Below are 17,351 nucleotides of genomic sequence, written 5' to 3'. Positions count from 1 at the left end.
ATAAGCTTATTTTACCAAAATAGTGGGAATTTGTAAAGTTAATTGAATTTCGAGAATGAAAGTTTATAAACTTTAGGAATAAAAAAACAAAGAATTTCTGTCTTTCATACAGTCCTCCCTTGTTTTTATACGATTTCAATTTTAGATTTTTCTGTTCAGAAATATTTAGCCCAATTCCACACAGAAAGCATCCCATGGAGCTAAGACTTGTTTTTCAAAGGCTTCTTGAGCCGTGGTGTTTTCAATCAAGACAGATTTGACGTTTCCTTCTACTGTTAAGTCTTGCTCTTCATTGGACAAATTGGCCACAACTAGAAAACGACGGTCGCCATCTTTACGAATATAAGCAAAGACCTTATCAGCCGTATCAAGAAGTTCAAAATCAGCTCGAATCAGCCAGCTATTCTCCTTACGGATTTGAACTAGCTTCTGATAGGTATAGAAAATAGAATCAGGATTTGCCAGCGCTTCTTGAACGTTGATTGCTTGATAGTTTGGATTCACTGCCAACCAAGGTTGAGCAGTTGAGAAACCAGCGTTTTTGCTCTCATCCCATTGCATAGGGGTACGGGCATTGTCACGACCAATGACACGGATACTGTCCATGATTTCTTCCATCGGAACGCCTTTTTCAAGAGCCTCACGCGCATAGTTAAGAGATTCAATATCTTCTACTTGATTCGGTGTTTCAAACGGATAGTTGGTCATCCCAATTTCCTCACCTTGATAGATATAAGGAGTCCCTCTCATGAGATGAAGCAAGATTGCAAAGGCTTTGGCAGATTTTTCTCGGTATTCTTGGTCATTTCCCCAGATTGAGACGATACGAGGGAGGTCATGATTGTTCCAGAAGAGTGAATTCCAGCCGTCCTCAACGCCTAACTCTGTCTGCCATTTGTTGAAAATCTCTTTTAACTTAGGGATATTCAGCGCTTTTTGATAGTGCCACTTAGGTTGCCCTTCCTGATACTGAAGACAGATGTGTTCAAATTGGAAAACCATAGACAATTCTTGCCCCTTTGGATCAGAGTAAAGCTTGGCAATCTCTGGAGTTGCTCCCCAAGTCTCCCCTACTGTCAAGAGATTCTTATCGCCAAAAGTGGCTTGGTTCATCTCCTTGAGATAAGGATGGAGCATAGGTCCATTATTGACTACCTTCTCATCAGGAATTTTGCCAATCATGTCAATGACATCCATACGGAAACCGCCAATGCCTTTATCAATCCAGAAGTTCATCATCTCATAAATTTTCTGGCGAAGTTTTTCATTCTCCCAGTTGAGATCAGGCTGTTTCTTACTGAAAAAGTGGAGATAGTATTGACCCGACTTTTCATCATACTCCCAAGCAGACCCACTAAAGATAGAATCAAGATCATTAGGCTCATCCCGCCAGATATAGTAGTCACGCTCAGGGCTGTCAGGATTTTCACAGGCCTCGACAAACCAAGCATGTTCATCCGAGGTATGATTGACCACCAAGTCCATGATGATACAAATATCACGTTTCTTAGCTTCAGCGATTAGTTGGTCCATATCCTCCATGGTCCCGAAAATAGCTGCAATCGCTTGATAATCAGCAATATCATAGCCATTATCATCCATAGGACTGTCATAAACTGGAGAAAGCCAAATCGCTGTGATTCCTAACTTGGCTAGATAGTCTAACTTACTGGTAATTCCTGGCAAATCGCCAATTCCATCTCCGTTGCTATCCATAAAACTCTTTGGATAGACTTGATAGACTACGGCATTGTGCCACCATTTTTCTTGCATCTTCTTACCTCATTATTTTAATAATCTACAGTCTATGATAGCGCTTTTGGGAATTTTGTGCAAGCGTTTGCCTAATCTTTTTGATTCCTTTTTTAAGTCCATAGTTTCCTAACTTCCAATTTTTTATTATAATAGAGGTCAGAGGTAAAAAAATGAAAAAACAAGCTTTTAGTTCTGAACAATATTTGAATCTACAACGCGACCACATTTTGGAGCGCATTAACCAATTTGACGGCAAGCTCTACTTGGAGTTTGGTGGCAAAATGTTAGAAGATTTCCACGCTGCTCGTGTCCTTCCTGGTTATGAGCCTGACAACAAAATCAAGCTCTTGCAAGAATTGAAAGAGCAGGTTGAGGTTGTGATTGCTATTAACGCTAGCAACATCGAGCACTCTAAAGCACGTGGCGACCTGGGCATTTCTTATGACCAAGAAGTTCTTCGTTTGATTGACAAATTTAATGAATTAGGGATTTTTGTTGGTTCCGTTGTCATCACACAGTACGCTGGCCAACCAGCCGCAGATGCCTTCCGCAACCAGCTCGAGAAAAATGGAATTGATTCTTATCTTCATTATCCAATCAAAGGATATCCGACGGATATGGACCACATCATTTCTCCAGAAGGCATGGGGAAAAACGACTACATCAAAACCAGTCGCAACTTGATTGTCGTAACTGCTCCTGGACCTGGTTCTGGAAAATTGGCAACTTGTATGTCAAACATGTACCACGACCAAATCAATGGTATCAAGTCTGGTTACGCTAAATTTGAAACCTTCCCAGTTTGGAATCTTCCCCTTCATCACCCAGTCAACTTGGCTTATGAGGCTGCCACAGCAGACCTTGATGATGTCAACATGATTGACCCTTTCCATCTCCAAACTTACGGAGAAACCACTGTCAACTACAACCGTGATATTGAAATTTTCCCAGTTCTCAAACGCATGCTAGAACGTATCCTTGGTGAATCTCCATACGCTTCACCGACAGACATGGGTGTCAACATGGTTGGCTTCGCTATTACTGATGACGAGGCTGCTGTCGAAGCTTCTAAACAAGAAATCATCCGCCGTTACTATCAAACTGTTCTTGATTTTAAAGCCGAAAAAGTTAGCGAATCTGCTGTTAAGAAAATCGAGTTGCTCATGAACGACCTCGGCATCACACCTGCAGACCGCAAGGTTGCTGTCGTTGCTCGTCAAAAGGCAGAAGAAACTGGCGGACCAGCCCTAGCCCTTGAATTGCCAAGTGGGGAAATCGTGACTGGTAAGAACTCCGAACTCTTTGGTCCTACAGCCGCTGCCTTGATCAACGCCATCAAGAAATCAGCTGACATTGCTAAAGAAGTAAAACTCATCGAGCCTGAACTTGTCAAACCAATCCAAGGTCTTAAAATCGATCATCTAGGTAGCCGTAATCCACGCCTTCATTCAAATGAAATCCTGATTGCACTTGCCATCACAGCTACAGAAAATCCTGACGCTGCTCGTGCTATGGAAGAGCTTGGCAATCTCAAAGGAAGCGAAGCCCACTCAACCATCATCTTGACAGATGAAGACAAGAATGTCCTTCGTAAATTGGGTATCAATGTAACCTTTGACCCTTATTACCAATACGATCGCTTGTATCGTAAGTAAAGATTTGAACCTCTCCACTATCGGAGAGGTTTTCTCTCTGTCTCAGGAGCCGGCTTTATGTTATAATGAAAGAAGAAAACTGAAAGGATTTACCATGTCAAAAGAAGTTATTGTTGAAAGTTTTGAACTTGACCACACTATTGTTAAAGCACCATATGTCCGCTTGATTGGGGAAGAAACAGGGCCAAAGGGAGACATCATCTCCAATTATGATATTCGCTTGGTGCAACCAAACGAAGACTCTATCCCTACTGCTGGCCTTCACACTATTGAGCACCTCTTAGCCAAACTCATCCGTACCCGCATTGACGGTATGATTGACTGTTCGCCGTTTGGTTGCCGTACAGGTTTCCACATGATTATGTGGGGACGCCATACCAGCGCTGAGATTGCAGCTGTTATCAAGGATTCGCTCAAGGAAATTGCTGAGACCACTACTTGGGAAGATGTCCCTGGAACAACCATCGAATCTTGCGGAAACTACAAGGATCACAGCCTCTTCTCTGCTAAAGAATGGGCGAAACTCATCTTGGAACAAGGAATCTCAGATGATGCCTTTGAACGCCATGTCATCTAAACACAAAAAAGGAACCAGTTTTTCAGCTGGCTCCTTCTTTTTTATGCTCAAAATTCTGTCTTAGGCTTTTTCACGAATGACCAAAACACCATCTTCCATATCAGCTTCTAGGTGTTTAGCATCAAGGTTATCCAAGTGGAAATCTGTGACTTTGTCACGGATTTGTTGTTCAACCACACGACGGAGTGGACGAACACCCATGACTTCATCGTAGCCTTCCTCAGTCATGTATTCTTTAGCAGCTTCGCTCACTGCCAAGTCAATGTCTTTCTTAGAAAGCGTCTTGTTAACTTCAACCAACATAAGGTCTACAATCTTAGAAAGATCTTCTTTGCTCAAGTGTGAGAATTCGATGACAGCATTGAAACGGTTAAGGAATTCTGGACGGAAGTAAGGTTTCAAACGATCCATCAATTCTGGTTTATCAGCATCTTCTGTCAAGTTGGCTTCATAGCCAAATCCAGCATTTGATGTCGCAATAATGACAGTGTTCTTGAAGTTCACTGTATTTCCTTGACCATCTGTCAAACGACCGTCATCCAATACTTGGAGGAGAAGAGTGATCACTTGAGGATCAGCCTTTTCAATTTCATCCAAGAGAATGATAGAGTACGGATTGCGACGAACACGTTCTGTTAAGGTATTGCTATTGTCATCATAGCCCACATAACCAGCTGTTGTACCGATTAGCTTAGATACGGCTGTACGATCACTGTATTCAGACATATCCAAACGAATGATGGCCTCTTTGGTACCAAACATATCGAGCGCCAATTGCTTAGCAAGTTCTGTCTTACCAACTCCAGTTGGACCTACAAAGAGGAAACTACCGATTGGGCGATTGCCCTCATCGAAACCAGCACGGTTACGACGGATGGCACGAGCTACAGCTTCAACTGCCTTGTCTTGGCCGATTACCTTGTCTTGCAGACGATGAGCCATATCCTTGAGGCGTTCGATGTCTGATGCTCCCATTTGTGAAACTGGAATACCAGTCATACGTTCCACAGATTCAGCCACATCGTTGACACTTGCAGTCACCTTCATATCTTCTGTGTGGTTTTCGATTTTCTTTTCCAATTCTGCAATGCGTGTTTTATAGTTTAGAGCTGCTTCAAAATCTTCTGCCTCAACTGCTTTTTCTTGCTTGTCTTTTTCTACCTCTATTTCACGTTCAACAGCATGAACATCTGTTACAGGATGTTGTGCTGCCAAATGAGCTGCCGTTACGTCCACAAGGTCGATAGCCTTATCTGGCAAGCTACGTTGTGGAATGTATTGGACAGAATAATCCACCGCTGCTTTCAAGACTTCATCTGGCAAGATAACATTGTGGTGTTGTTGATAAAGGTCACGAATCCCTTGAAGGATTTTAAAAGTATCTTCTGCTGAAGGAGCGTTGACCTTGACTTCGTTGAAACGACGAGCAAGAGCCGCATTCTTCAAGATGGTGTTACGGTATTCGTCTTGAGTTGTCGCTCCAATAACGGTTAATTCACCACGAGAGAGAGCTGGCTTGAGAATATCCGCAAGTCCTTTAGAACCACTGTCTCCACCAGTGCTACCAGCGCCAAGAATTTGGTGAATTTCATCAAAGAAGAGGATAATATTCCCTGCTTCTTTCACTTCATTGACTAAGTTTTGAACGTTTTCTTCAAAACTACCACGGTATTGAGTACCAGCCTCAAGACCTGAGATGTCAATGGAAATAATTTCCTTGTTCTTGATAGCAGCTGGAACATCGCCATTCACAATGGCTTGCGCTAGACCTTCGACAACTGCTGTCTTACCAACACCTGCATCTCCGACCAGAACAGGATTGTTCTTGGTACGGCGTGAAAGAATTTCAGATGTTTCTTGAATTTCCTTGTTTCGTCCGATAACAGGATCCAACTTGCCCTCACGCGCTTCTGCTGTCAAGTTTCGACCTAGTTTAGCAAGGACACCGTCTTGTTTCATACCTGAAGCCTGTTGTGGCATTTGTCCATCAGTTTCTGCATTTCCTGGCAATTGACCAGTTGCACGATAATGAGCAAATTCCTCAGGTGTGACTTCACGTCCATTAATCAAGTAACGGCGATTTTCAGAACTATATCCTCGCATACCACCCATCAATTGGTTAAATAAATCATCCATGTTGTTAAAATTATTAAAGTTGTTGTTCATATTCTTTACCTCTTTTTATTTTTCTTCGTTATTATTACTGATATTGACTATCTTTGACCTTTGTTTTAAAAAATTTAGACTAGCTAAATCGCTACTCTAGGTACTATTTCTGGTTTTTCTTTTTCAAGCAGGAGTAGACTATCTTTACTTCTGAAGATTTCTAGATTAAACATAGACACACCTCTTTCTACTTTACTTTAAATAAGTGTTCTAGTAAGGCTTTCATTTACCTTACGTTCATAATATACTACATTAGTCAAAAAAGGTCAAGGATTTTGACTTTAATTGACCAATATTTTTTATACTCTTCGAAAATCTCTGCAAACCACATCAGCTTCGCCTTATCTACAACCTCAAAACTGTTTTTTGAGCAGCCTGCGGCTAGTTTTCTGGTTTGTTCTTTGATTTTCATTAAGGTTTTAAAAAGCAAAAACACCCTGAAACGTCAGGGTGCCATTCTTACATCAAATATAAAATTGCTAGGGTCAAAAGACTTGCTAGAAGCCCCACTCCCCAAAAGAAGAAGTCAACCTTCCACTCGCTCCAAGGATTTCCTTTACCAGAAAATCCTCCAAGTTCAAAATGGTGATGGACAGGCGTCATACGGAAAATACGTTTGCCACCAGTCATTTTGAAATAGCCGACTTGCATCATGACCGAAGTTGTTTCAAAGACATAAATAATTCCGATAATCAAGAGAGTCCATTCTTGGTGGAGGGCCATAGAGATAGCTGCCAACATTCCACCTAAAGCCAAACTTCCCACATCCCCCATAAAGACCTTAGCAGGCTTATGGTTAAAAACAAAGAACCCGAGCAAGCCACCAATCATGGCCAGAATCACCAGAAGAATATCCATCTGACCTTGCACATAGGCAATAACTCCATAGGCAGACAAACTAATCACAACGGAAATACTAGCTAGACCGTCAATACCGTCTGTCAAGTTGACTGCGTTTGAAAAACCGACTAGCCAGAAAAGAGCGAAAAGAATATAGAAAATCCCTAGATGCACTTGGTAACCAAAGACAGAAAGCATATCGCCACCGCGCTCATAGAAAAGGTAGAAAATGACGCCACCTAGAAGCTGAAGAGCCAATTTCTGTTTGGGATTAAGGCCCTCATTGATTTTACGGAAAACCTTGAGGAAGTCATCTAAAAATCCGATTAAACCATAAAGGACCAAGATGAACAAAATCATTCCCACATTATTGGTCAATTGTTTTGAAAAAAGAGCAAGAAGAAAACTCACCACAACTGCAGCAATAAGGAAAACAAGTCCCCCCATAGTTGGCGTGCCAGCTTTTGCCTGATGCTGTTTGACATCCTCATGCATCTGCTGGCCTGTAATTTGCGCCTTTCTATAAAATTGGATAAAGGCTGGAATTCCTACCAAAGTTAGTAAAAATGTCACAATTCCAGCACTGATGGAAATAAACATATTAGTCTCCTAAAGTTAATGTAATTTTTTTAATGCCCTTGATAGCTGTATTAGCACGAACATCTTGCTTCTGCACAGTAGAACCTGAACCTTCAAATACAAGTTCTATATTTAACCACTTAGAAAAAGCTTCTGCGGTTGCTTTTGTCCAACCATACATATCTGGAACTTCCTCTGCTTTATCAGATAAGAGGAGAACTTGCTGGTTAGGAGCAAGATTGGTTCCTTCTTCTACAGATGATTCTTTAATCTTTGTTCCTGTTCCTACAACGATTGGTTGCACAATATTGCGACGTAAGGCTTCCGCCAAATCGCCAGGTGAAATGTCCTTGATGCTAGGCATGGCATAGGCGCTTTGATTGGTTACCTGATCTAACGTTTTAGCGGTAGATTGCAGGTTAAGGGAATCTTTCATAGCCACCGCTCTTTCCAAGATAGGGTTGGCAAATTCTCCCAACTGGATACCTGAATAATGTTCAGGTTGCTGTACCGTTACATACAAGATAAAATCAGGATTTTCAGCAGGATTCATAGTCACAACTGAGAAAATATAATTGGTAGAACCAACCAAGTAGCCTCCATTTTTCTCATCAGCGATTTGAGCCGTACCGGATTTAACTGCTACATTTTGTCCAGGAACTGTTATAATTGGCTTTCCTGTTTGGTGATTATACATAGTTCCATATAGAGGGTCCGTCCCAACTAATATCATGTTAGTACGAGTCAAGCTTGCTGCATCTTCAGATACAGGTTTTCCTACAATCTCTTTTTGAGACTTTCGTACAGACTGATTGTTAGTATCATAAATAGCACTTATAAATTTTGGCTCCAGCATAACTCCATCATTAGCAATAGCTGTAAAGGCACGAAGCATTTGTGTTTGTGTCACTGAAATCCCTTGCCCAAATGAGCTTTGCGCAATGTTGACAATATTATCCGCAGGAAGCTGACCAGCATACTCATCCGTCAAACCGAAACGGGTCGGAACACCAAATTTAAAACGATTAAGATAATCAAGCCAGGTAGCATCTCCCATCTTTTGCTCAAGGAGGGTCATCCCAACGTTACTTGAGAGTGCAAAACCTTGAGAAAAAGTCATCATTCTGCCACCAGTCAATCCTTCATTGACGTCCCAATCTCGAATCGTGACATCTGCAATTTTTAACTCACTACTATTGAAGACTTCTCCTCCTGGAAAGGTATTATTATCAATAGCAGCAGCGAGCGTCATAACCTTCATGGTTGACCCCGGCTCATAGTTACTTTGATAGAGGATATCACGCCAAACAAAGTCCTTGGTAAGTCCTTCCTTAGTATCGGCATCAAAGGTTGGTCTCTGCGTCGTTGCAAGAATCTCCCCCGTTTTAGCACTAACCAAGGTAGCCGTCATATACTTGCCTTTTACTTTTTCTTGAAAGGCATTCATCTGTGTCTCCATGAAGGACTGAAGGGTGCTGGAAATAGTCGTATAAACATCCTTGCCATCTACTGTTTGTTGGGAAACTTGTTCTGTTCCGGGGACAATATTACCCAGACGATCCTTTTCATAGGTAATGATACCGTCTTTCCCTGCAAGAATACTATTCAAGGAACTCTCCATCCCAGAAGTTCCCAGCAAACTCTTGCTTCCATCTTCATTTTCATGGAGTTGAGCTAAACCAATAAAACTGGAAGCAAATTGTCCATTTGGATAACTTCTGTTTGGGCTAGTTGTAAAGTCAATTCCTTCAACACTAGCATCTTTTAGATCCTTTTTAATAGCCATCATATTGGCATAGGTAATTCCATTTCCTTTTGCACCAAAAGAAACTTGAGTCAGATTCGGTTGAGACAATTGTTCTTTAACATAAGTCTCGTCCATATCCAGATACTTATGGAAAACCTCTGCTACCTTATTAAACTGGGCATCTTCTACATAAAGAATTTTACCAGTTGCTGATTTGTATTTTTTATCAATTACAGCATAGACATTATAGGATGTTGCGTCCTCAGCAATCGGGACTCCATTTCGGTCATAAATAGTCCCACGTTTGGCAGGGACTGTACGGGTTATTTGGTGAACTTTCTTGGCCTCTTTGACTAGATCCGTTCCAAATTTACTACCACTCCCGATAATAACAGCAAAATTAACCAAAAAGACAGCGAAAAGTACGACAGCTAACAAGCTGATGTACTTCCCTACTATTTTACGGTTTTCTGCTGGAGATTTACGGTTTCTAATCGCAAATCGGGTTATTCTTTTTGTCCACTTCATATCTTACTCCGCTGATCGAATATTCTCGTTATTCAATTTTAAGTCCTTAGAATTTGCGATTTCTTTCAAGCGTTCTGCCCTCAACAATTCATTTACCTCTTGTTTGGCATCATCCAACTCTGTCTTCTTCTCCTCTATCTGCGCATTGATTTTTGTCAGATCATTTTGTACTTGTAGGAGTCGAGTCTGCATAAAGATAATACTCAGCGCCAAAACGAGAGCTGTAAACGCAATGGAAAGATAAAAAGCCTTCTCCACACGGGAGAATTTTTTTATACGACTCTGCAAGAATTGACTGGTTGTTTCTTTTTTATCTACCATTTTTTCCTCTTACTTGTGAATTTTTCTGGCCACGCGCAACTTAGCTGAGTGCGAGCGGTTATTGGCTTCTAATTCTTCTGCACTTGGCAAGATTGGCTTACGGGACACCAATTCCATCTTGGGCTTGAGATCATCTGGGATGAAAGGCAATCCTTTGGGAACTTCCACCGTTGAAGCCTCCTTGAACAATTGCTTGGTCAAGCGGTCTTCCAAGGAATGAAAGGTAATCACTGAAATCCTACCATCTAGAGCCAACATCTCCATAGCCTGCTGGATAGATTCATCTGCCGCTCCCAACTCATCATTGACTTCAATTCGAATAGCCTGGAAAATCTGCTTAGCAGGATGCCCCTTCTTCTTAAGTTCCTTGGCAGGTTTGGCCGACTTGATAATCTCTGCTAACTCAGTCGTAGTCTCGATAGGCTTGACTTCTCGAGCTTGCTCAATCTTACGCGCAATCTGTTTAGAGAATTTGTCCTCGCCATACTTGAAGAAAATACGAACCAAGTCATGATAGTCATAATTGTTCACCACTTCATAGGCTGTCAGACTAGCATCCTGATTCATGCGCATGTCCAGTGGTGCATCCTTTTTATAAGAAAAACCACGCTCACGCTGGTCCAGCTGAGGACTAGACACTCCCAAGTCATAACAAATTCCATCAATTTCCTGAACACCAGCTTCGCGCAAACGTGCCTGTAAATGACGGAAGTTATCCTTGATAAAAGTCACCATCCCCTTTTCAATGTAAGGTGCCAAGCGTTCTTGTGCATTGTCAATGGCACTCTGGTCCTGGTCAAAGGCATAGAGATGGCCTTTTTCACTTAATTTACTTAATAAATATTCGCTATGGCCTGCTCCACCCAAAGTCGCATCAACGTAGATACCGTCAGACTTTACGTCGAGCATATCAATCGTTTCGTGGAGTAAGACCGTTACATGATGAAATTCTTTTGTCATATCTTATCTATTTTACCACAAATCTGACTAGCTTGCACTAGTCAGACAAATAGACCAAAAACAAGTAAGATTTCTTTAAGAAATATGTCAAATATGCTTGACATCCAATCTATAGAAGAATATAATATAGTCAAATATATACGACATAAACCAGAAAGGAGACCAGATGAACCGTGTGAAAGAATTTCGCAAAGAACTGGGCATTTCCCAGCTCGAGCTGGCCAAGGATATCGGTGTCTCGAGACAGACCATCAACATGATTGAAAACGACAAGTACAACCCAACTCTGGAACTCTGTCTCAATCTCGCCCGCAGCCTCCAAACTGACCTCAACAGTCTCTTTTGGGAGGATGATTTTTAAAAAAGGAGCCAACTCATGAAAAAAGAAACCTTCACTGAAAAACTAATCAAACGCATTTATGGCATTTCTGGCCCTCTTGACGAACACAAACGGCGCGAAGCTGACCGTATCGGTAATAAAATCTTTGTGATTCTCTTTACCTCATGACTTTAGGTAATCTTATTCCCTTTGTCCTTGCTTATAAATACCCGCAAATTGTCGCTATCGGCTATCCTATTGTGATATTCGTCATTTCGATGATTTCTGCTCTCTATGTGCTCTCCCAAACCAAGAAAACAGGCATCACAGCCATTGATCCAGATATGTTGAGTGAAAAAGAAAGTAAGCAACTACACTACTCTGGTCTGAAAGCAGGGATAGTCTATGGATTAATGAGTTTTTTTGTAACCCCTCTTCTCCATATACTGCTAGGTGAGAGTCAGGACTATCTTCAGTCTCTTCTCGCTTTTAAAAATATTTTTTCAAGTATCCTCCAGTCTGTCTTCTTTGGAGTGGTCATACAGATTATCATCTCCCGTCGCATTGCAAAAGCCAAGGAAGATCAGGATAATGATTAGGAGAAAACCCATGAAAAAAGAAAAGAAACAATTATGTTATTCTAGTCTAAAAGCAGGTTTGATTTATGGAACAGTAATATTTTTTATAATTCCACCCATTGATACCCTAACAAGTGAAAATCCAAATTTTATCAGTTCTCTTCTAAATACAAAACATATTTTTAAAACTATACTGGGAGCTTTCTTTTTCGGAGTGATGATACATATTGTCGACTCACTTCGTATTGCAAGAGCTAAAAAAGACCAGGATTAGGAGGTACCTATGAAATCATTACTAACTTTACTGACCTATCATATTTTGTTCAGTTCTCTGCTCATCTTCATCATCATTTCAGGGAACTTGCCATTCAGCGAGATATTCCTCGGGCTAGTCTTTATTCCAGCCCTTAACAAAGGACTGACTTATCTAAAGATTGACTCCCAAAAAACGCGCATACTCAACTTAGCACTATACTTTATAATTCTATCTTTTCCACAACTGATGCTCATCTCAAGCGGTTGGAAATATTATTTACTGTTCACTATCGCTATCCTTTCTTCTATCACTTATCTTTATTATCTCTATCAATTCGTAAAAGAAAGTCAGTAAAACTGCTCATTTAGGAGGTTACTATCATGAAAAAAGAAGACTTAACCACTCGCCTACTCCGAAATCTCTTTCATATCCAAGGCCCTTTTGATGAATGCCGGCAAGAAATTATCTACAAGGCTTGTGCCCGTTCCATGGTTCAAATCGTTTATTCTTCCTTCTTCCTCTTCTTGTTTTATCTGTTATTTGGACGCTTCATAGAGGTGGTTCGCTATGCCATGCCCTACGTTTACTCTGGACTCATTTTTTTCATTACCTTAAAAACCCAGAGATCCGTCAAAGAACTCCATCTGGAAAAAGATGATAAGTCAGAAATCATCCTTAAAACCTACAGCAAAGCCCAAATCAAATTTCGAAGCTGGGTGGTGTTTATCGGTCTTCAGATTGGCCTCTTTATCCTACTCATCTTTCATAAAGTCTTCGTTCAGCAGCTGTCCCTTTCAGATTTTGTGAAGTTGCTCATGCAATTTGATAAAAGTGTTCCTTTACTGATGTATGGTCTGATTATCGGTAGCATTTTTGGAACCCTGACCTACGGCTTTCTATCCCTACAGGAGGAGAAAACTCCTAAACATACCAACCAGAAGGAGAAAAGCAATCAATGACCTCACTATACGATTTTTCAGTCTTGAACCAAGATAATCAAGAAACTCCCCTAGATGCCTATCGTGGTAAGGTTCTCTTGGTTGTCAATACTGCTACTGGATGTGGTTTAACGCCCCAGTACCAAGGACTCCAAGAACTCTATGACCGCTATCAAGATCAGGGATTTGAGATTTTAGACTTCCCTTGCAATCAGTTTATGGGACAAGCACCAGGTAGCGCAGAGGAAATCAATAGTTTCTGTAGCCTAAACTATCAAACCACTTTCCCACGTTTTGCCAAGATTAAGGTCAACGGCAAGGAAGCAGATTCTCTATATGTCTGGTTGAAAGACCAGAAATCTGGCCCACTAGGAAAACGAATCGAATGGAATTTCGCTAAGTTTCTCATCGGTCGAGATGGACAGGTATTTGAACGCTTTTCTTCAAAAACAGACCCAAAACAAATTGAAGAGGCCATACAAACCCTACTATAATTCACAATCTCACTATGATTAGGTCTCCTTTAGCCTAATGAATAGTGGGATTTTTTGATGGGCTTTGACTTAAATAGCCCCTCCATATAGTGAAGCATGCAGTATTGTAAATTGTAATTGATAAAACTGCTAGTCAAAAAAACTGTTTCATATAGCTGTTTCTAATACATCACCCTCATCCTAACAGTTTTCAAGCTCAATAAATGTAGGGTGCTAGCCTTCAATCATATCCGAACTTAAAACCTAATAAATACTCTTAAAACTAAGTGATTTTCAAAAGACTTCTTCATAATTATCATATTTTCTTTAGATGTACCTATGCCGACATTTTACTTTCATCAGCTATCAAAACCTAAACATATAATAGCACGGTTGACCTTGCTCTATATATGTGCTAGAATTATTGATATATATTCAATGGAAGGCTTTACACTAAATGTTCCCATTCATGCCATCAGCACGAGCAAAAAATGTTTTTGATATCCCTTATCAAAGATTATATCAAATTGGTTTTAAGGGTTTAATTTTTGATATAGATCAGACTCTCGTGATGCATGGTGCTCCTGCCACAGAACAAGTTATTGAACTATTTCAAAATCTCAAAGCCCTTGGTTTCCAAATTTTTCTTTTATCAAATAATGACGAGGAAAGAATAACAGAATTTAATAAACATCTATCCGTTCCTTTTATTCCTCTTGCAGAAAAACCAAATCCTAAGAATTTTCAAAAAGCTCTTGATATGATGCAGTTAAAACCATTTGAAACCGTCATGATTGGAGATCAACTTTTCACAGATGTTCTGGGAGCTAGTCGGGCAAATATCTCCACTATTTTAGTTGATTTTTTATATGATCCTAAAGAAGGCGGAATTGGCAAAAAGCGCTGGGTTGAAAAAATAATACTATCTACTTACCCATTTTTCAGAAAGAAAAATAAACATTTAGATGTGATAAAAAAGGAGAAACAGCATGGTTTTTTGGAATAAGGATTTATTATTTTGTGAAATTAGTCCTACCACATATAAAATCTCTTTAAAAAAAGAAAATCTCAAACGACATATCCAAAATTTTAAAGAAGGAAAGAAATTCTCAAAAGTTCGTCAAGAAAAACTCCTACCTAACGTGGTTTCATCATACTCTACTCAGTTGATCAAGCGCGGTCCTGGTATTGATATCAATCTCCAGAAAGGCAAAGCAACTAACATTCATATTGCAGCCCAATCTTTAAACCATATTATGATTTACCCTGGAGAAGAATTCTCTTTTTGGAGTTTAGTTGGAAATACAACAAAAAGAAAAGGATACTTAGAAGGACGAGTCATTATTAACGGCAAAGTGGAACCCGGTATCGGAGGCGGGCTCTGCAATTTAGCTAATCTACTCCATCTTTTAATTGTTCATAGTCCCATGGAAATCACGGAGTTTCATGCGCATTCAGATGCACTAGATCCAGATAAAGGAAAGAGAAAACCATTTGCAAACGGAACATCTGTGCAATACAATCATCAAGATTACCGTTTTAAAAATCCAACTAACCAAATCATTCAATTACGAACATGGGTTGAGAATGAAATACTCTTCGGAGAACTACGAAGTGAAGCCCAATTCCCATTCATTTATCAAATTGTCGAAGAAAATCATCATTTTAAAAAAGAGGGAGAACATTATTATCGTCACTCCATGATTTATCGTGAAAAGCTTGATAGAATAACTGAACAAACATTAGAAAAAGAACTTGTTTTGAAAAATCATTCAAAAGTCATGTATGATCCCGATCTCATACCTACAGAAATGATTAAACAATAATCTAAATCTTCCGATATCATGAAAAAATGACTTAAATTCAAGGTAAAAGGAACTATTATGAACAACACACCTAAATTAATCGTTATGCTGACGCACAATGATCACACAGTTGAAAATGCTAGTGAAATTTTCGAATCATGTAAACACTCTAACGCTGAGTATTGGGGTTTTAAAGAAAAACCACTTCCTATTTCTGAAATGAAGTCTTTATTTTCAAAAATGAAATCTTGTGGTAAGACTACTTTTCTTGAAGTGGTTGAATATGACGAAGAAAGTGGACTCCAAGGCGCACGAATAGCTAAAGAATGTGGGTGCGATATTTTAATGGGGACTGTCTTCTTTGATTCAATAAACCAATTTTGTAAAGAAAACAACATAAAGTATATGCCATTTGTTGGACAAATTACGGATCGTCCATCTATCCTAGAAGGTTCTATCGAGCATATGATTTCTCAAGCAAAAGAATATCTAGCAAAAGGAGTTTATGGATTTGACCTGCTAGGTTATCGTTATACAGGGGACCCTATTGAGCTAAATAATACTTTTGTTCAAGCTGTCCAAGCACCCGTTTGTTTGGCTGGAAGTATTAATAGCTATGAACGTTTGGATGAAGTCATTGAAGCAAATCCGTGGGCTTTTACAATCGGAAGTGCATTTTTTGAAGAAAAATTTGGTACAGAAATTCATGAACAAATTAATAATGTTTGTAATTACTTAGAAAAATAAGCTTTATAGCATAAAAAGAAGACAAGCCTGGTAAAAAACTCAATTTCAAGAGAAAATGAAGTAAATCTTTCCATAATAAAACGCATATTATCAAACTTTTCATGTACTGACCCCAAAAAGTTAGACAATTAATTTATTCAAAGGATTTAGTTCTGTATTGCACAGGACTTAGTCCTTTTAGTTTTACCTTAATTTTCTTATTGTTATAATAGTAAAAATAGTAAATTGAATCAAAAATAATACATAATGTGGTATAGTCTTCTTATGGCATATTCAATAGATTTTCGTAAAAAAGTTCTCTCCTATTGTGAGCGAACAGGTAGTATAACAGAAGCATCACACGTTTTCCAAATCTCACGTAATACCATTTATGGCTGGTTAAAACTAAAAGAGAAAACAGGAGAGTTAAACCATCAAGTAAAAGGAACAAAACCAAGAAAAGTTGATAGAGATAGACTCAAAAACTATCTTACTGACAATCCGGACGCTTATTTGACTGAAATAGCTGCTGAATTTGGCTGTCACCCAACTACCATTCACTATGCTCTCAAAGCTATGGGGTACACTCGAAAAAAAAGAACCACACCTACTATGAACAAGACCCAGAAAAAGTAGCTTTATTTCTTAAGAATTTTAATAGTTTAAAGCACTTAGCACCTGTTTATATTGATGAAACAGGATTCGATACTTATTTTTATCGAGAATATGGTCGCTCATTAAAAGGCCAGCTAATAAAAGGTAAAGTATCTGGAAGAAGATATCAGAGGATTTCTTTGGTTGCAGGGCTAACAAATGGTGAGTTAATCGCTCCAATGACTTACGAAGAGACGATGACGAGCGACTTTTTTGAAGCTTGGTTTCAGAAGTTTCTCTTACCAATCTTAAACAAACCATCAGTTATTATTATGGATAACATAGAATGGGTAAGCTAGAGCTCTTATCTGAATAATTTAGGCATAAACTTTTACCACTTCCTCCCTACTCACCTGAGTACAATCCTATTGAGAAAACATGGGCTCATATCAAAAAGCACCTCAAAAAGGTATTACCAAGTTGTAATACTTTTTTCGAGGCTCTTTTGTCTTATTCTTGTTTCAATTGACTATA

The 17,351-nt window shown here is 39.5% G+C and carries 16 protein-coding genes and 3 pseudogenes; 12 read left to right on the top strand and 7 right to left on the bottom strand.

Features of this window, described 5'->3' with window-relative positions:
- Positions 1-165: 165 nt before the first annotated feature.
- Positions 166-1,773, bottom strand: coding sequence for an alpha-glucosidase (locus HT717_RS02060; protein ID WP_049539454.1), 1,608 nt, complete (start codon positions 1,771-1,773; stop codon positions 166-168).
- Positions 1,774-1,925: 152 nt separating this feature from the next.
- Between HT717_RS02060 and HT717_RS02055 the strand changes: the two genes are divergently transcribed.
- Together HT717_RS02055 and HT717_RS02050 are read left to right on the top strand one after the other, a co-directional pair.
- Positions 1,926-3,410, top strand: a complete 1,485-nt coding sequence (locus HT717_RS02055) for a DUF1846 domain-containing protein (RefSeq protein WP_033680714.1) — start codon at positions 1,926-1,928, stop codon at positions 3,408-3,410.
- A 94-nt stretch (positions 3,411-3,504) separates the two neighbouring features.
- Positions 3,505-3,987, top strand: a complete 483-nt coding sequence (locus HT717_RS02050; RefSeq protein WP_000032547.1) for an S-ribosylhomocysteine lyase — start codon at positions 3,505-3,507, stop codon at positions 3,985-3,987.
- Positions 3,988-4,047: 60 nt separating this feature from the next.
- On the opposite strand, the gene HT717_RS02045 is transcribed toward HT717_RS02050, so the two are convergent.
- The 5 genes from HT717_RS02045 to rsmH all read right to left on the bottom strand — a co-directional run bounded on the left by HT717_RS02045 (position 4,048) and on the right by rsmH (position 11,128).
- Positions 4,048-6,153 (bottom strand): ATP-dependent Clp protease ATP-binding subunit, encoded by a 2,106-nt coding sequence (locus tag HT717_RS02045; protein WP_173304264.1) that lies wholly within the window; start codon positions 6,151-6,153, stop codon positions 4,048-4,050.
- A gap of 459 nt (positions 6,154-6,612) precedes the next feature.
- A complete protein-coding gene (mraY, locus tag HT717_RS02035) occupies positions 6,613-7,593 on the bottom strand; it encodes a phospho-N-acetylmuramoyl-pentapeptide-transferase (RefSeq protein WP_173304260.1) in 981 nt (326 codons plus the stop codon).
- Between the two features lies 1 nt (position 7,594).
- A complete protein-coding gene (gene pbp2X / locus HT717_RS02030) occupies positions 7,595-9,847 on the bottom strand; it encodes a penicillin-binding protein PBP2X (protein ID WP_173304258.1) in 2,253 nt (750 codons plus the stop codon).
- A 3-nt stretch (positions 9,848-9,850) separates the two neighbouring features.
- Positions 9,851-10,168, bottom strand: coding sequence for a cell division protein FtsL (gene ftsL, locus HT717_RS02025; RefSeq protein ID WP_000227825.1), 318 nt, complete (start codon positions 10,166-10,168; stop codon positions 9,851-9,853).
- A gap of 9 nt (positions 10,169-10,177) precedes the next feature.
- Entirely contained in the window at positions 10,178-11,128 is a 951-nt protein-coding gene (gene rsmH, locus HT717_RS02020; RefSeq protein WP_101781647.1) for a 16S rRNA (cytosine(1402)-N(4))-methyltransferase RsmH, read from the bottom strand.
- A 166-nt stretch (positions 11,129-11,294) separates the two neighbouring features.
- Here rsmH and HT717_RS02015 point away from each other — a divergent pair, with 166 nt between their 5' ends.
- The 9 genes and pseudogenes from HT717_RS02015 to HT717_RS01975 all read left to right on the top strand — a co-directional run bounded on the left by HT717_RS02015 (position 11,295) and on the right by HT717_RS01975 (position 16,244).
- Positions 11,295-11,489 (top strand): helix-turn-helix transcriptional regulator, encoded by a 195-nt coding sequence (locus HT717_RS02015; RefSeq protein ID WP_001082470.1) that lies wholly within the window; start codon positions 11,295-11,297, stop codon positions 11,487-11,489.
- Between the two features lie 15 nt (positions 11,490-11,504).
- Positions 11,505-12,046 (top strand): annotated as a pseudogene (locus tag HT717_RS02010) (DUF3278 domain-containing protein).
- A gap of 10 nt (positions 12,047-12,056) precedes the next feature.
- Entirely contained in the window at positions 12,057-12,299 is a 243-nt protein-coding gene (locus HT717_RS02005) for a hypothetical protein (RefSeq protein ID WP_049540306.1), read from the top strand.
- Positions 12,300-12,308: 9 nt separating this feature from the next.
- Positions 12,309-12,635: a hypothetical protein gene (locus tag HT717_RS02000; protein WP_173304256.1), complete on the top strand. Its 327-nt coding sequence runs from the start codon at positions 12,309-12,311 to the stop codon at positions 12,633-12,635.
- Between the two features lie 26 nt (positions 12,636-12,661).
- A complete protein-coding gene (locus HT717_RS01995; protein WP_049540300.1) occupies positions 12,662-13,240 on the top strand; it encodes a DUF3278 domain-containing protein in 579 nt (192 codons plus the stop codon).
- Positions 13,237-13,713 (top strand): glutathione peroxidase, encoded by a 477-nt coding sequence (locus HT717_RS01990; protein WP_049540301.1) that lies wholly within the window; start codon positions 13,237-13,239, stop codon positions 13,711-13,713. Before HT717_RS01995 ends, HT717_RS01990 begins: the two co-directional genes overlap by 4 nt.
- 436 nt (positions 13,714-14,149) lie before the next feature.
- Positions 14,150-14,698 (top strand): YqeG family HAD IIIA-type phosphatase, encoded by a 549-nt coding sequence (locus HT717_RS01985; protein ID WP_049540302.1) that lies wholly within the window; start codon positions 14,150-14,152, stop codon positions 14,696-14,698.
- On the top strand, positions 14,682-15,518 hold the full coding sequence (locus HT717_RS01980; protein ID WP_020900072.1) for a VanW family protein: 837 nt from the start codon (positions 14,682-14,684) through the stop codon (positions 15,516-15,518). The genes HT717_RS01985 and HT717_RS01980 overlap by 17 nt, the downstream gene beginning before the upstream one ends.
- Before the next feature lie 57 nt (positions 15,519-15,575).
- Positions 15,576-16,244 carry a hypothetical protein gene (locus tag HT717_RS01975; RefSeq protein ID WP_173304254.1) on the top strand — a complete coding sequence of 223 codons (669 nt, stop codon included), beginning with the start codon at positions 15,576-15,578 and terminating at the stop codon, positions 16,242-16,244.
- Between the two features lie 133 nt (positions 16,245-16,377).
- On the opposite strand, the pseudogene HT717_RS01970 reads toward HT717_RS01975, so the two are convergent.
- Positions 16,378-16,455, bottom strand: a pseudogene (locus HT717_RS01970) (IS3 family transposase); the annotation flags it as partial.
- A 53-nt stretch (positions 16,456-16,508) separates the two neighbouring features.
- On the opposite strand from HT717_RS01970, the pseudogene HT717_RS01965 reads away from it, so the two are divergent.
- Positions 16,509-17,346: pseudogene (locus HT717_RS01965) on the top strand (IS630 family transposase).
- The last annotated feature ends 5 nt before the right edge of the window (positions 17,347-17,351 follow it).

The organism is Streptococcus sp. 959, from assembly GCF_013277075.1.
Lineage (GTDB): Bacteria > Bacillota > Bacilli > Lactobacillales > Streptococcaceae > Streptococcus > Streptococcus pseudopneumoniae_C.
Note: the sequence above shows the minus strand (reverse complement) of the source record. Positions and strands in the feature narration are given on the sequence as shown.

Excerpts from the sequence above, each read along its gene's own strand:
- HT717_RS02060 (WP_049539454.1), bottom strand. The coding sequence starts at position 1,773 with ATGCAAGAAAAATGGTGGCACAATGCCGTAGTCTATCAAGTCTATCCA.
- HT717_RS02055 (WP_033680714.1), top strand. The coding sequence starts at position 1,926 with ATGAAAAAACAAGCTTTTAGTTCTGAACAATATTTGAATCTACAACGC.
- HT717_RS02050 (WP_000032547.1), top strand. The coding sequence starts at position 3,505 with ATGTCAAAAGAAGTTATTGTTGAAAGTTTTGAACTTGACCACACTATT.
- HT717_RS02045 (WP_173304264.1), bottom strand. The coding sequence starts at position 6,153 with ATGAACAACAACTTTAATAATTTTAACAACATGGATGATTTATTTAAC.
- mraY (WP_173304260.1), bottom strand. The coding sequence starts at position 7,593 with ATGTTTATTTCCATCAGTGCTGGAATTGTGACATTTTTACTAACTTTG.
- pbp2X (WP_173304258.1), bottom strand. The coding sequence starts at position 9,847 with ATGAAGTGGACAAAAAGAATAACCCGATTTGCGATTAGAAACCGTAAA.
- ftsL (WP_000227825.1), bottom strand. The coding sequence starts at position 10,168 with ATGGTAGATAAAAAAGAAACAACCAGTCAATTCTTGCAGAGTCGTATA.
- rsmH (WP_101781647.1), bottom strand. The coding sequence starts at position 11,128 with ATGACAAAAGAATTTCATCATGTAACGGTCTTACTCCACGAAACGATT.
- HT717_RS02015 (WP_001082470.1), top strand. The coding sequence starts at position 11,295 with ATGAACCGTGTGAAAGAATTTCGCAAAGAACTGGGCATTTCCCAGCTC.
- HT717_RS02005 (WP_049540306.1), top strand. The coding sequence starts at position 12,057 with ATGAAAAAAGAAAAGAAACAATTATGTTATTCTAGTCTAAAAGCAGGT.
- HT717_RS02000 (WP_173304256.1), top strand. The coding sequence starts at position 12,309 with ATGAAATCATTACTAACTTTACTGACCTATCATATTTTGTTCAGTTCT.
- HT717_RS01995 (WP_049540300.1), top strand. The coding sequence starts at position 12,662 with ATGAAAAAAGAAGACTTAACCACTCGCCTACTCCGAAATCTCTTTCAT.
- HT717_RS01990 (WP_049540301.1), top strand. The coding sequence starts at position 13,237 with ATGACCTCACTATACGATTTTTCAGTCTTGAACCAAGATAATCAAGAA.
- HT717_RS01985 (WP_049540302.1), top strand. The coding sequence starts at position 14,150 with ATGTTCCCATTCATGCCATCAGCACGAGCAAAAAATGTTTTTGATATC.
- HT717_RS01980 (WP_020900072.1), top strand. The coding sequence starts at position 14,682 with ATGGTTTTTTGGAATAAGGATTTATTATTTTGTGAAATTAGTCCTACC.
- HT717_RS01975 (WP_173304254.1), top strand. The coding sequence starts at position 15,576 with ATGAACAACACACCTAAATTAATCGTTATGCTGACGCACAATGATCAC.